We start from the raw sequence: 12,794 nt of genomic DNA, 5'->3' as shown, positions 1-12,794 counted from the left end.
CCTGATCCTCACCAGAAGTACGGGCCAGACAGTGTCCGTTATTATCGGATACAGATGACAAAATTCTCTGACCTGAACTTGAACCCCAAGGTTCTGAAAGCCGTCGAAGAGACTGGCTATGAAACACCCACCCCCATTCAGGCCGGCGCCATCCCGCCCGCTCTTGAAGGGCGTGACGTTTTGGGCATCGCCCAGACCGGCACTGGCAAGACCGCCAGCTTTACACTGCCGATGATCACGATGCTGGCCCGTGGCCGCGCCCGCGCGCGCATGCCCCGCAGCCTTGTGCTCTGCCCCACGCGGGAACTGGCAGCACAGGTTGCCGAAAACTTCGACACCTATGCCAAGCATGTAAAGCTGACCAAGGCGCTGCTGATCGGCGGCGTGTCGTTCAAGGAACAGGATGTCCTGATCGACAAGGGCGTCGACGTTCTGATCGCGACACCCGGCCGTCTGCTGGACCATTTCGAACGCGGCAAGCTGTTGCTGACTGGCGTGCAGGTCATGGTGGTGGACGAGGCGGACCGGATGCTCGACATGGGCTTTATCCCGGATATCGAGCGGATCTTCTCGCTCACGCCCTTCACCCGCCAGACGCTGTTTTTCAGCGCCACGATGGCGCCCGAGATCGAGCGTATTACCAACACCTTCCTGTCGAACCCGGCCCGGATCGAGGTTGCCCGGCAGGCAACCGCATCCGAAACGATCGAACAGGGTGTGGTCCTGTTCAAGGGGTCGCGCCGCGAACGCGAGGCCACCGAAAAACGCGCGGTCCTGCGGGCGTTGATCGAGGCTGAAGGCGAAAAATGCACCAACGCCATCGTCTTCTGCAACCGCAAGGTGGACGTTGATATCGTTGCCAAATCGCTGAAGAAATACGGGCTCGATGCCGCGCCGATCCATGGTGATCTGGACCAGTCGCAACGGACCCGCACGCTGGACGGGTTCCGGAATGGCGAGTTGAAGATTCTGGTCGCGTCTGACGTGGCCGCGCGCGGGCTTGATGTGCCTTCGGTCAGCCATGTGTTCAACTTCGACGTGCCCAGCCATGCCGAAGACTACGTGCACCGCATCGGCCGCACCGGCCGGGCAGGCCGTGACGGCAAGGCGATGATGATCTGTTCGTCGCGCGATGAAAAGAACCTCGACGCAATCGAAAAGCTGATCCAGAAGACCATCCCGCGTCTCGACAATCCGTTGAAGAAGGCCGAGGCGACCGAAGACGCCAAGGCCGAAGAGACGACGGAGAAAAAGCCGACGCGGACGCGCAGCCGCTCACGTTCGAGGTCTTCCTCGGGATCGGCGACAGAGACAGCCAAGGTGGCCGCGGTCGAAGAGAGCAAACCGGCGGCTGTCGAAGTCGTGGAAAGCGCACCGGCGGCAAGCAAGAAGAACGACCGTAGTGATGATCGGTCACGCTCCTCGCGCGGGTCTGACAAACGTCCCTCGAAACGCTCTGACAACAAGGTCGTTGGCATGGGCGATCACATGCCCAGCTTTATCGCGCTGAGCTTTGACGAGCGGCGAGCGGGCTGACTTCACGCTCGATCACGCGCTTCTCTAAAGGACGATCTCTTTCGAAGAGTCCTGCCAGTGGCTGAATGATGAGGTCGTCGCTTGCGACGATCCTCCGGCCTGTCTGATTGATCTGTTTGAGTATTTGGGCCTCGCTGACCTGCGTAGAGGCGCTTGCCGCATTGGCAGCCCAAACAGGGCGCTAAAAGCCCACGGGTTGCGACGGAGCTATATGGGTGTGTTCACGGCGTTGTTTGTTCTGCGGGCGCCCGCTCTCGCATCATTGCTTTTGACTACCACTGACGACACGCTTCCCTCGCCCGAAACGGCGCGGTGGTTGGTGGCTGAAAGCGACCCGTTGATGCGCCGGTTGGCCGCCGCGATGCCCAAGGTGGACTTCGCGGCGGCCCCGGGCCAATACCGGCCCGTTTTTCAGCTAAGCCGCGACACGACCACTGTCACTTCGGGCTTTTTGCCAACTTCGTTATTGGTGGTCTGACGCGCGATCCGGCGCAGCCCCTCTTCGAGCTTGCTGTCATTGGTCAGCGTCTTTTCACCGGCGCGCCCCAGAAACTGGCTGAGATCTGCTTCCAGAATATCAACCAAGGGTGCATTCCCGCGTCCCTGCTCCGGCAGCCCCATGATATCGCACCACGGATCGCCAAGGGGTTCATCCTCTTCATCAAGGATGACCGTGACGATCACATGCCCGTTCAGCGCCATGCGGATACGGTCGCGCACGACCCCGTCCATCGCACCGATCTGAACCGAACCGTCAAGATAGGTCCGGCCCGTCTCGATATATTCGGCCACTGTCGGCGCGTTGCCGGACAGGTCCAGCATCATGCCATTGACCGCAACGATCCCGGCGCGGCCTTTGGCTTCGGCCAGTTTGGCATGTTCGCGCAGGTGCCGGTGTTCGCCATGCATCGGGATCACCATCTGCGGATTGACGATGTCGTGCATCATCTCAAGGTCGGGCCGGTTGGCATGGCCGGACACGTGATAGAGCCCGTTGGAATCGTCGATCACGTCAACGCCCATTTCCGAGAACTGATTCATGATGCGGATGACGCCGCGCTCGTTCCCCGGAATGGTCTTGGACGAAAACAGGAAGGTATCGCCCTCTTTCAGCACCAACCCGTTATACTTGCCACGGGCCAGCTGGGCAGAGGCTGCACGGCGCTCGCCCTGGCTTCCGGTGACGAGCAGCATCACGTTTTCACGCGGCATCTGTACTGCATCTTCAGGGCCGATGACGGTGGGAAAGTTGGTCAGCACGCCGGTTTCGATCGATGCCTCAATCATCCGGCGCATCGCGCGCCCCAGCAAACATATCGACCGGCCAGCACGGTCACCGGCCTCTGCCAATGTCTTCACCCGCGCGACGTTGGACGCGAAGGTGGTCGCAACGACCATGCCGGATGCCTCCGAGACAAGCTTTTCAAGCTCGGGTCCAAGCGTGGCTTCTGACCGCCCGGCATGGGGCGAGAAGACATTGGTTGAGTCGCAGATCAGCGCCTTGACGCCGGGCTTTGAGACCTCGGCCCAAAGAGCAGGGTCAAACGCCTCGCCCACCAGCGGGGTCTGGTCCAGTTTGAAGTCACCGGTGTGGATCATCCGCCCGTCCGGGCAATCAAGAACCAAGGCAGAGCTTTCCGGGATCGAATGCGAGATCGGCAGGAAGGACACTTCGAACGGCCCCGCCTTGACCTTTTCCGGCCAGGGGCCGACGGTTTTCACCGCCTCTGCCCCGATGCCGTATTCCTCGAGCTTGCGGCGTGCAATATTCGAGGTGAAGGCACGGGCGTAGATCGGAACGCCGAGCTGTTCGTAGAAATGCCCGACAGCGCCGACGTGATCCTCATGCGCATGGGTGATGAAGATCGCCTCCAGCCGGTCGCGGCGCTCCTTGAGCCAGGTGATGTCGGGCAGGATCAGGTTTACACCGGGGGTGCTGTCCATGTCCGGGAAGGTGACGCCCAGATCCACCAGGATCAGCCGTTCCTTGTCCAGTTCTCCATAGCCGTAGACATAGGCGTTCATTCCGATTTCGCCGGCCCCGCCGAGGGGCAGGTAGATGGCGCGTTGCGCTGCCATAAGGGTTAGTCCTCGTGTTGATTGAATTTATGAATGACGGTCAGCCCGTGCATCGTGAGGGTATCGTCGACGGCATCGAACAGCTCGTCGGTCTGCTGGAATAACGGCGCCAGCCCGCCGGTCGCTATAATCTTCATCGAGCGCTGACGCTCTTCTTTGATGCGGCTGCAAATCTCGCGGACAAGGCCGACATAGCCCCAGAAAACGCCCGATTGCATGCAAGCCACGGTATTCGTGCCCACCACCTGTTGCGGTTTGGAAATGTCGACATGCGGCAGGGCGGCTGCGGCCTGGTGCAATGCCATCAGCGAAAGGTTCACGCCGGGCGCGATCACCCCGCCCACATAGGCGCCATCATCCTCGACCACGTCAAAGGTTGTGGCCGTGCCGAAATCCACGACGATCAGGTCGCCGCCAAACAGGTCATATCCCGCGACCGTATTGACCAGCCGGTCCGGGCCGACTTGCGTGCCCGCATCGACCCGCACATCCACAGGCAGCGCACATTCGGGCTTGCCCACCACAAGGGGGCGGGTGTTGAAATAGCGATCCGCCAGAACGCGCAGGTTGAACACGACGCGGGGGACTGTAGAGCTGATGATCATCTGGGTGATCTCGGCATCGATCTTCTGGAATTCCATCAGCGTCGAAAGCCAGACGTAATATTGATCTGCCGTCCGCTGGGTTTCCGTAGAGGTGCGCCAGGTTGCCACGAACTCGCTTCCATCCCAGATCGAGAAGACCGTGTTGGTGTTACCGCAATCGATCGCCAGCAGCATCCTAGCTCTCCTTGAAAAAGACATCAGCGGCGGGAATGGACACCCTGCCCTGCGACGTGATCAGAACCAGATTGCCAGCCTCGTCCACCGTGTCAAACGTTCCGGTTGTCTGGGTTGTTCCCGTGCGGGCGGTCACGACCTCGCCAAGCCGCGCTGCCCGGTCCAGCCACGCCCGCCGGATCGGGGTGAAGCCATGGGTGACGAACTGCGCCTCCAGCTTGGCATATGCCCCTGCCAGCACGTCAAGGAACGCCTCGGGCGTCACGTCCAGCCCGGTCTCGCCTTCAAGGCTGACGGGGCGCAAGGCCTGGGTTTCGACCTGCGCGGTATCCGGGGCCCTGCGAAGGTTCACGCCGGTACCAATGGTCAGATGGCGCACCCCCCCGACCTGAAAGCTTTCGAGAAGAATGCCGGCAACCTTTCCGCCATTCAACAGCACGTCATTGGGCCATTTCAATGAGAACGCATCAGCCCGACCCGTCAGCGTCACAAATGCATCAAAGAGCGCCAGGGCCGCCACGAAACTGCGCAAGGCGGTGACTTCGGGCGCATCCTCCACCCGCATGACCAGCGTCGCTGCAAGATTGCCCTCTTGATCTGCCCATGCACGGCCCCGTCGCCCCCGCCCTGCAGTCTGGCGCAGGGCGCAGATCCATTCAGGCCCCGAAAGCTCTGCCGCAATCCGGGCAGCTTCGGCATTGGTGCTGTCGACTTCCGGCAACACCCGCCGCCCATATCCGGTGGGAAAAGTCACGTTACTGCGCCCTTTGCATCATGCGCCCCAAAGACGCGGCGCCGCAGGTCCGGAAAACGAAAGCGACGCGCCAGTGGCGCGCCCCCTTCAGTAACCAGAAGATCTGTTCGGTCAGTTGACAAGCGTCGCCGCGGCGGCCGCTGCCGCTCCCTCGATGCCGAAAAGGTTCACGACCCCCAACACCATCAAAGCCGCCGACGCCATCAGAAAGCCCCAAAGGATCGGAGACTTGCCGCCATCCAGCGCCTCGTCGCTCTCTTCGCCGAAATACATGTAGAAGACAATCCGCAGGTAATAGAAGGCACCGATTACCGAGGCCACAACACCCGCAACGGCCAACCAGGCCAATCCGCCCTCATAGGCCGCGCGCAGCACGTAGAGCTTGCCGAAGAAACCCACCAGCGGCGGAACGCCTGCAAGGCTGAACATCAGGATCAGCACAGCCAGCGCCTTTGCAGGCTCTTTCTTCGAATACATGTTCAGGCTCTTGATGTCCGTCACCGGCTGTCCGTCGCGTTCCATCGACAGGATGAAGGCGAAGGTGCCGACATTCATCGTGACGTAGATCGCCATGTAGATCAGCAGCGCCTGAACCCCGAAGGCCGTTCCCGCCGCAAGACCCATCAGCGCATAACCCATATGGGCAATCGAGGAATAGGCCATCAGACGTTTGATATTCGTCTGCCCGATCGCTGCGATCGCGCCCAGGAACATCGACAGAAGCGACAGAATGGCAATGACCTGCTGCCAGTCACCGACCGCGCCGCCAAACGCATCATGCAGGACACGGGCGAACAGGCCCATCGCCGCAACCTTGGGGGCGGTGGCGAAGAAAGCGGTCACAGGTGTGGGGGAGCCTTCATAGACATCCGGCGTCCACATGTGGAACGGCACGGCAGAGACCTTGAATGCCAGACCACAGGCGATCAGGACCAGACCGAACAGCAGGCCAAGCGAGACATGGCCCTCGGTTGCGGTTTGCACGATGCCCGAGAACAGCGTGGTCCCGGCAAAGCCATAGGTCAGCGACGCACCGTAAAGCAGAAGGCCCGACGACAGCGCGCCAAGGACGAAATATTTCAGCCCGGCCTCTGTGGATTTCACGCTGTCGCGGCGGATGGCTGCAACGACGTAAAGCGCCAGCGACTGCAACTCCAGCCCCATGTAAAGCGCCATCAGGTCGCCTGCGGAGACCATCATCATCATGCCGACAACCGCGAGGGCGATCAGCAGAGGGAATTCAAATCGCAGCAGACCGCGGCGCGACAGGTATTCCTGGCTCATCACCAGCACCGCCGCTGCCGAAAGCAAGAGCGTCACCTTGGCGAACCGAGCAAAGCCGTCATCCATGAACATCCCGCCAAACGCCGATTGGGCGCCCTCGCCGCTGATGCCGATCCAGATTGCCAGCAGCGTGAACACCGCCGCCGTGACCCAGGTCAGCATGGGGGCCAGCGCATCCTTGCCGGTGTAGACCGCCCCCAGCAACGCGATCATCGCGTAGACGGACAGCAAGATTTCCGGAAGGATGATTGTGAGGTCAGCCTGTAGCATGTCCGAGATCCCTCAGTGCGACGCCACTTCGACAGCGTCCGAAGACGCGGCCAGAGCGGTGTCGTAGTTTGAAACCAGCGCCTCTACCGAGGGGCCGATGATATCTGTCACGAGGCTGGGATAGACGCCCAGCAAAAGTGTCATGGTCACGAGCGGGGCAAAGATCCACTTTTCGCGGCGGGTCATGTCGGTGATCGACTTCAGGCTTTCCTTGATGAGATCCCCAAGGACCACGCGGCGATAAAGCCACAGCGCGTAGGATGCCGACAGGATCACCCCTGCCGTTGCGACCGCGGCCACCCAGGTATTCACCTGGAAGATGCCCATCAGTGTCAGGAATTCGCCGACAAAGCCGGATGTGCCCGGCAGGCCCACATTGGCCATCGTGAAGAACATGAAGATCAGCGCATAGGACGGCATCCGGTTCACCAGCCCGCCATAGGCGTCGATATCGCGGGTGTGCATCCGGTCATAGATCACGCCGACACACAGAAAGAGCGCACCAGAGATGAAGCCGTGGCTGAGCATCTGGAAGATCGCACCGTCCACGCCCTGTTGGTTCGCGGCAAAGATGCCCATCGTCACATAGCCCATATGGGCGACCGACGAATAGGCGATCAGCTTTTTCATGTCTTCCTGCACCAGCGCAACAAGGCTGGTGTAGACGATGGCAATCGCGCTCATCCACAGGATCAGCGGGGTCAGCACATCGGCGCCTACCGGGAACATCGGCAGGCTGAACCGCAGGAAGCCGTAGCCGCCCATTTTCAGCAGGATCGCCGCCAGCACGACAGACCCGGCCGTCGGAGCCTGCACGTGCGCATCCGGCAGCCAGGTATGAACCGGCCACATCGGCATTTTCACCGCGAAGCTGGCAAAGAAGGCCAGGAACATCAGCGTTTGCATGCCACCAACGACATGGATGCCAAGGATCGAAAAGCTCCCCGACGAGAATTGATGCGTCATCAATGTCGGGATGTCGGTCGTTCCCGCCTCAGAGAACATTGCCACCATGGCAACCAGCATCAGCACAGAGCCGAGGAAAGTATACAGGAAGAACTTGAAGCTCGCGTAGATGCGTTCCTTGCCACCCCAGATCCCGATGATCAGGAACATCGGGATCAGGCCTGCCTCGAAGAAGACATAGAACAGGACCAGATCCAGCGCCATGAACACGCCAAGCATCAGCGTTTCCAGCAACAGGAAGGCGATCATGTATTCCTTGACGCGGACCTGCACATTCCAGCTGGCCGCGATGGTCAGTGGCATCATGAAGGTCGTCAGCAGCACGAACAGAACGGAAATCCCGTCGACGCCCATCTTGTACTTCAGGCCCAGCAGCCAGGCACCCTCTTCCACCATCTGAAAGCCGGTATTTGCGGGGTCGAACTGCACCAGGATGAACAGCGAGATCAGGAAGGTTGCCCCCGTCGCGAACAAAGCCAGCCATTTGGCATTGCGGTTCGCCGCCTCATCGCCGCCACGCAGGAACACGGCAAGGATCAGCGCTGCCAGTGCGGGCAGGAAGGTGACAATCGAAAGCAGGTTGTCCATCAGTGCGCTCCTCCGCTGAGCGACATCCAGGTGATGAAGATCGCAACCCCGATCACCATGGCGAAGGCATAGGTAAAGATATAGCCGGTCTGCGCGCGGCCCGCGAGCCGTGTGAAGAATGGTACGATGCCCATCGCGATCCCGTTGATCGATCCGTCGATCACCTTGCCGTCGCCGCGTTTCCACAACAGGCGGCCAAGCGCCTTGGCAGGGCGAATGAAGATGGCGTCGTAAAGCTCGTCAAAATACCATTTGTTGAGCAGGAAGAGGTAGAGCGGTCGCTGCTGCTCTGCCAATTTGCGCGGCATTTCGGGGTTCACGATGTAGAACCAGAAGGCCACCGCGAAACCGACCAGCATGGCGATGAAGGGGCTGACCTTCACCCAGACCGGCGCGTGATGCGCATCGTCCATGACATGGTTGTCCGGACCGGTAAAAATTGCGCCCTGCGGTGCCATCCCGACTGCGACCGGGGCGTGCCCGGCATCTGCTGCCGCATGATCGGTATCGGCTGCGGCATGTTCTGTCGCCGCCTCACCGTGACCGGCATCGTCAGCGGCGTGTTCGCCGGCGGCATGGTCTTCGGTCGCAGCGGAGCCTGCGTGATCATCTTCGCCGTGGCCCTCTGCAGCTTCGGCATGAGCCGGCACACCGAAGAAACGGTTTACCGAGTTATGGTCCCCGAAGAAGCTGTTATACCAGATCATCCCGGCCAGAACCGAACCAACCGCCAGCACACCAAGCGGGATCAGCATGACCTTGGGCGATTCATGCGCATGTTCATGCGTGTGACGGTCGCCGCGCGCCTTGCCGTAGAATGTCAGGAACATCAGGCGCCAGCTGTAGAAGCTGGTGAACAGCGCCGCGACAACCAGCATCCAGAAGCCATATCCGCCTTGCGTACCGGCCCAGGCGCTCTCGATCACCGCATCCTTGGACAGGAAACCGGCGAAACCGATATGGGTCAGCGGAATGCCGACGCCGGTGATTGCCAGCGTACCGATCATCATCGCCCAGAACGTATAGGGGATCTTCTTGCGAAGATTGCCGTAGTTCCGCATGTCCTGTTCGTGATGCATTGCATGGATGACAGAACCGGCACCAAGAAAGAGCATCGCCTTGAAGAAGGCATGTGTCAGCAGGTGGAACATCGCCACCGAATAGACGCCCACACCTGCCGCCACGAACATGTAGCCAAGCTGGGACATGGTCGAATAGGCGATCACGCGCTTGATGTCATTCTGCACCAGACCGATCGTTGCTGCGACAAAGGCCGTTGATGCGCCCATGAAGGTGACAAAGGTCATCGCCTCGGGCGCGTATTCCATCAGCGGCGACATGCGGCAGACAAGGAAGACGCCAGCGGTAACCATGGTGGCCGCGTGGATCAGCGCCGAAACCGGTGTCGGGCCCTCCATCGCGTCCGGAAGCCAGGTGTGCAGGAACAGTTGCGCCGATTTACCCATCGCACCGATGAACAGCAGGAATGCAATCAGGTTGGCCGCGTTCCATTCGGTCCACAGAAAGCTGATCTGAATATCGGCCAGCCCGGCAGAGGCGGCGAACACGTCGTCAAACTTGATCGAGTCCGTCAGGTAAAACAGCCCGAAAATCCCCAGCGCGAAACCGAAGTCCCCCACCCGGTTAACGACGAAGGCCTTGATCGCGGCGGCATTCGCGCTTGGCTTGCGATAGTAGAAACCGATCAACAGGTAGGAGGCAACGCCCACACCTTCCCAACCAAAGAACATCTGGACGAGGTTGTCGGACGTGACAAGCGCCAGCATCGCGAAGGTAAAGAAGGACAGGTAAGCAAAGAAGCGCGGCTTGTAGACCTCGCCCTCTTTCCACTGCGGGTCGTGATCCATGTAGCCAAAGCTGTAAAGATGGACCAGCGAGGACACGGTCGTTACAACGATCAGCATGATCGATGTCAGGCGGTCCAGCCGGATCGACCAGTCTGTCGACAGCGAGCCGGACTCGATCCAGCGCAGGATCTGGATGTGCTGTGTCTCAGGACCGTGGTTCAGGAAGACGATCCACGAGAAGAAACAGGCGACGAAAAGCAGACCGGTGGTGACCCACATGGCACCGCGCTCGCCGATCAGACGCCAGCCGAAACCCGCGATGATGGCACCGACAAGGGGCGCGAAGAGGATGATCGTTTCCATGTCGGTCAGCCTTTCATGACGTTGACGTCTTCCACGGCGATGGTGCCGCGGTTCCGGAAAAAGCAGACGAGGATGGCAAGGCCGATGGCCGCCTCGGCCGCAGCGACGGTCAGGACGAAGAGCGTGAAGACCTGCCCGACCAGATCACCCAAAAAGGACGAAAAGGCGACAAGGTTGATGTTCACTGACAAGAGCATCAATTCGATGCTCATCAGCAGGATAATCACGTTCTTCCGGTTCAGGAAAAGCCCGAAGATGCCGATGACGAACAGCGTCGCTGCGACCGTCAGGTAATGTTCAAGTCCGATCATGTCGTCCCTCCGGGTCTCGCCCGATGTTCTGGTCGTTTCGCGCCCCGGACTTGATCCGGGGCCTTTTTTCTTTGCCGCCCTGTGGCGGAGGTCCCGGAACAGGGCCGGGACGGCAGGATCAAAGCCCCTGCCCCGGTTTTACGTCCCGCAGTTCCATGGCCTTCGCCGGGTCGCGCAGAATTTGCGCCACGATGTCCTGCCGCTTGACGTCCTTGCGATGGCGCAGGGTCAACACGATGGCCCCGATCATGGCAACCAGCAGGATCAGTCCGGCCAGCTGGAACAGCAGGAAGTAGCGGTCATAAAGCAGCAGCCCCAATGCCTCGGTGTTGTGATGTCCTTCCGGAATAACCGCGGCACGAAGACCTTCCGCCGCCTCGGACGCTTCCCAGGCACCAAGCGCCATGGCAAGCTGCATCAGGATGATCACGCCGATCAGCAAGGCCAGCGGCATATATCGTGCCATCTCTGCCTTCAGCTCGGCGAAATCCACATCCAGCATCATCACCACGAAGAGGAACAGCACCGCCACCGCGCCGACATAGACAATCACCAGAAGCATCGCCACGAACTCTGCCCCGAGCAGAACAAACAGCCCGGCGGAGCTGAGGAAAGCCAAAATCAACCACAGGACCGAATGCACCGGGTTGCGGCTGATGACAGTGAAAAGTCCGCCCGCGATCGTGCACAGCGCAAACAGGTAGAAAGCGAAAACCATCATGTTTCGTCACCCTCGTTGTCTTCCATCACCTCGCGCGCAAGATCCATTGCGCGGGTCATGGCAGGTATGCCGGCGAACATCGACATCTGGGCGATGGTCTCGGCGATCTCATCCTTGGTCGCCCCTGCCGCCATGGCGTGGCGTACGGTCATGCGGACCGGCGTTTCGGCCTGCGCACCCTGCATGGTCAGCCCCGCCAATGTCAGCAAAAGGCGGGTCTTGGCGTCCAGGCCTTCCTTGCTGACACCGCGCCCGAACCACATTTCCATGCTGTCCTTGGGCATGGTCGGCCAGAGCTTCTCAAATCCCTTCGGGTTGAACGTCTCCATCGCCGGATTGAAGGCTTTCGCCATCTCCTGCGCCTGGGCCATCATCAGCTCAAAGGGGGTCTTGGCATCAGTCATGTGTCACCCTCTTCAGCTTGAAATACTTCCAGCGCCCCGTTGAGCGCGTTGAACATCGCGGGCATCCCACCATAGAGCGACATCTGATAGATGATCTCGCAAATCTCTTCACGGGACAGACCCAGCTTGCGGGCGGCCGCCACATGAATTTTCAATTGCGGGCGCGTTTGACCGCCCTGCGCCGTCAACGCCGCGATCGTGGCAAGCTCTCTTGTCTTCGCGTCCACAACACCGCGCGTATATGTCCGGCCATTCAACTCGACAAGATCGCGGGCCAAACCGGGCAGCACATGCTCATAACGCGCGCGCAGAGCGTCCTCCATGCCGGGGTTGGTTTCCCCGACATAGGCTGCGCCTTTCGCATAGGCATCGTTGTTCGGCGACTCGAGGCTCATCGGTAAGGCGCATCCAGTTCGAGGTTGCGGGCAATCTCTGCTTCCCACCGGTCGCCATTCGCAAGCAGTTTGTCCTTGTCATAGAACAGCTCTTCACGGGTTTCGGTGGAGAATTCGAAATTCGGGCCCTCGACGATCGCATCCACCGGGCACGCCTCCTGGCAGAAACCACAATAGATGCATTTCGTCATGTCGATGTCATACCGCGTCGTGCGGCGGCTGCCATCATCGCGCGGTTCCGCGTCAATGGTGATCGCCTGCGCGGGACAGACCGCTTCGCACAGCTTGCACGCGATGCAGCGCTCTTCGCCGTTGGGATAGCGGCGCAACGCATGCTCGCCACGGAACCGGGGCGACAAAGGCCCCTTCTCATGCGGGTAGTTGAGCGTCGCCTTGGGGCCGAAGAAGTATTTGAAGCCCAGCTGAAAGCCCTTGAGAAAGTCAAACAGCAGGAAGTATTTCGCGGCCCGTCCATAATCGATCTGGGTCATTGCACCACCTCCGGGTCAGCGTTGTATCGGTTTGCCAGCGCGTTC

The 12,794-nt window shown here is 60.2% G+C and carries 12 protein-coding genes; 1 reads left to right on the top strand and 11 read right to left on the bottom strand.

Annotated elements, in window-relative coordinates; translation table 11 throughout:
* The first annotated feature begins 54 nt into the window (after window positions 1-54).
* Entirely contained in the window at window positions 55-1,536 is a 1,482-nt protein-coding gene (locus EDD52_RS13400; RefSeq protein WP_132245775.1) for a DEAD/DEAH box helicase, read from the top strand.
* A 411-nt stretch (window positions 1,537-1,947) separates the two neighbouring features.
* Here EDD52_RS13400 and EDD52_RS13395 read toward each other — a convergent pair whose 3' ends face one another.
* The 11 genes from EDD52_RS13395 to nuoI form a co-directional block, all read right to left on the bottom strand.
* A complete protein-coding gene (locus EDD52_RS13395; protein ID WP_132245773.1) occupies window positions 1,948-3,615 on the bottom strand; it encodes a ribonuclease J in 1,668 nt (555 codons plus the stop codon).
* 5 nt (window positions 3,616-3,620) lie between these two features.
* Window positions 3,621-4,394, bottom strand: a complete 774-nt coding sequence (locus tag EDD52_RS13390; protein ID WP_132245771.1) for a type III pantothenate kinase — start codon at window positions 4,392-4,394, stop codon at window positions 3,621-3,623.
* A 1-nt stretch (window position 4,395) separates the two neighbouring features.
* Window positions 4,396-5,148 carry a biotin--[acetyl-CoA-carboxylase] ligase gene (locus tag EDD52_RS13385; protein ID WP_132245769.1) on the bottom strand — a complete coding sequence of 251 codons (753 nt, stop codon included), beginning with the start codon at window positions 5,146-5,148 and terminating at the stop codon, window positions 4,396-4,398.
* A 111-nt stretch (window positions 5,149-5,259) separates the two neighbouring features.
* Window positions 5,260-6,702 (bottom strand): NADH-quinone oxidoreductase subunit NuoN, encoded by a 1,443-nt coding sequence (gene nuoN, locus EDD52_RS13380; RefSeq protein WP_132245767.1) that lies wholly within the window; start codon window positions 6,700-6,702, stop codon window positions 5,260-5,262.
* A 12-nt stretch (window positions 6,703-6,714) separates the two neighbouring features.
* The gene (locus EDD52_RS13375; protein ID WP_132245765.1) at window positions 6,715-8,256 is read right to left on the bottom strand and encodes an NADH-quinone oxidoreductase subunit M; all 1,542 of its coding nucleotides are present in this window, start codon (window positions 8,254-8,256) and stop codon (window positions 6,715-6,717) included.
* The gene (gene nuoL, locus EDD52_RS13370; RefSeq protein ID WP_132245763.1) at window positions 8,256-10,427 is read right to left on the bottom strand and encodes an NADH-quinone oxidoreductase subunit L; all 2,172 of its coding nucleotides are present in this window, start codon (window positions 10,425-10,427) and stop codon (window positions 8,256-8,258) included. The genes EDD52_RS13375 and nuoL overlap by 1 nt, the downstream gene beginning before the upstream one ends.
* Before the next feature lie 5 nt (window positions 10,428-10,432).
* The gene (nuoK, locus tag EDD52_RS13365; RefSeq protein ID WP_132245761.1) at window positions 10,433-10,738 is read right to left on the bottom strand and encodes an NADH-quinone oxidoreductase subunit NuoK; all 306 of its coding nucleotides are present in this window, start codon (window positions 10,736-10,738) and stop codon (window positions 10,433-10,435) included.
* Between the two features lie 118 nt (window positions 10,739-10,856).
* Window positions 10,857-11,459: an NADH-quinone oxidoreductase subunit J gene (locus EDD52_RS13360; RefSeq protein WP_132245759.1), complete on the bottom strand. Its 603-nt coding sequence runs from the start codon at window positions 11,457-11,459 to the stop codon at window positions 10,857-10,859.
* Window positions 11,456-11,863, bottom strand: a complete 408-nt coding sequence (locus EDD52_RS13355) for a carboxymuconolactone decarboxylase family protein (protein WP_132245757.1) — start codon at window positions 11,861-11,863, stop codon at window positions 11,456-11,458. Before EDD52_RS13355 ends, EDD52_RS13360 begins: the two co-directional genes overlap by 4 nt.
* Complete coding sequence (locus EDD52_RS13350; RefSeq protein WP_132245755.1) at window positions 11,860-12,258, bottom strand: carboxymuconolactone decarboxylase family protein; 399 nt, start codon at window positions 12,256-12,258, stop codon at window positions 11,860-11,862. Before EDD52_RS13350 ends, EDD52_RS13355 begins: the two co-directional genes overlap by 4 nt.
* Window positions 12,255-12,749 (bottom strand): NADH-quinone oxidoreductase subunit NuoI, encoded by a 495-nt coding sequence (gene nuoI / locus EDD52_RS13345; protein WP_132245753.1) that lies wholly within the window; start codon window positions 12,747-12,749, stop codon window positions 12,255-12,257. Before nuoI ends, EDD52_RS13350 begins: the two co-directional genes overlap by 4 nt.
* Between the last annotated feature and the right edge of the window lie 45 nt (window positions 12,750-12,794).

The organism is Primorskyibacter sedentarius (assembly GCF_004342065.1).
In the GTDB taxonomy this organism is placed as follows: Bacteria; Pseudomonadota; Alphaproteobacteria; order Rhodobacterales; family Rhodobacteraceae; genus Primorskyibacter; species Primorskyibacter sedentarius.
The sequence above is the reverse complement of the archived record's forward strand: the minus strand, read 5'-3'. Positions and strand labels throughout refer to the sequence as shown.

What these genes read in the sequence shown, in the direction of transcription:
- EDD52_RS13400 (WP_132245775.1), top strand. Translation starts at nt 55, where the DNA reads ATGACAAAATTCTCTGACCTGAACTTGAACCCCAAGGTTCTGAAAGCC.
- EDD52_RS13395 (WP_132245773.1), bottom strand. Translation starts at nt 3,615, where the DNA reads ATGGCAGCGCAACGCGCCATCTACCTGCCCCTCGGCGGGGCCGGCGAA.
- EDD52_RS13390 (WP_132245771.1), bottom strand. Translation starts at nt 4,394, where the DNA reads ATGCTGCTGGCGATCGATTGCGGTAACACCAACACGGTCTTCTCGATC.
- nuoN (WP_132245767.1), bottom strand. Translation starts at nt 6,702, where the DNA reads ATGCTACAGGCTGACCTCACAATCATCCTTCCGGAAATCTTGCTGTCC.
- EDD52_RS13375 (WP_132245765.1), bottom strand. Translation starts at nt 8,256, where the DNA reads ATGGACAACCTGCTTTCGATTGTCACCTTCCTGCCCGCACTGGCAGCG.
- nuoL (WP_132245763.1), bottom strand. Translation starts at nt 10,427, where the DNA reads ATGGAAACGATCATCCTCTTCGCGCCCCTTGTCGGTGCCATCATCGCG.
- nuoK (WP_132245761.1), bottom strand. Translation starts at nt 10,738, where the DNA reads ATGATCGGACTTGAACATTACCTGACGGTCGCAGCGACGCTGTTCGTC.
- EDD52_RS13360 (WP_132245759.1), bottom strand. Translation starts at nt 11,459, where the DNA reads ATGATGGTTTTCGCTTTCTACCTGTTTGCGCTGTGCACGATCGCGGGC.
- EDD52_RS13355 (WP_132245757.1), bottom strand. Translation starts at nt 11,863, where the DNA reads ATGACTGATGCCAAGACCCCCTTTGAGCTGATGATGGCCCAGGCGCAG.
- EDD52_RS13350 (WP_132245755.1), bottom strand. Translation starts at nt 12,258, where the DNA reads ATGAGCCTCGAGTCGCCGAACAACGATGCCTATGCGAAAGGCGCAGCC.
- nuoI (WP_132245753.1), bottom strand. Translation starts at nt 12,749, where the DNA reads ATGACCCAGATCGATTATGGACGGGCCGCGAAATACTTCCTGCTGTTT.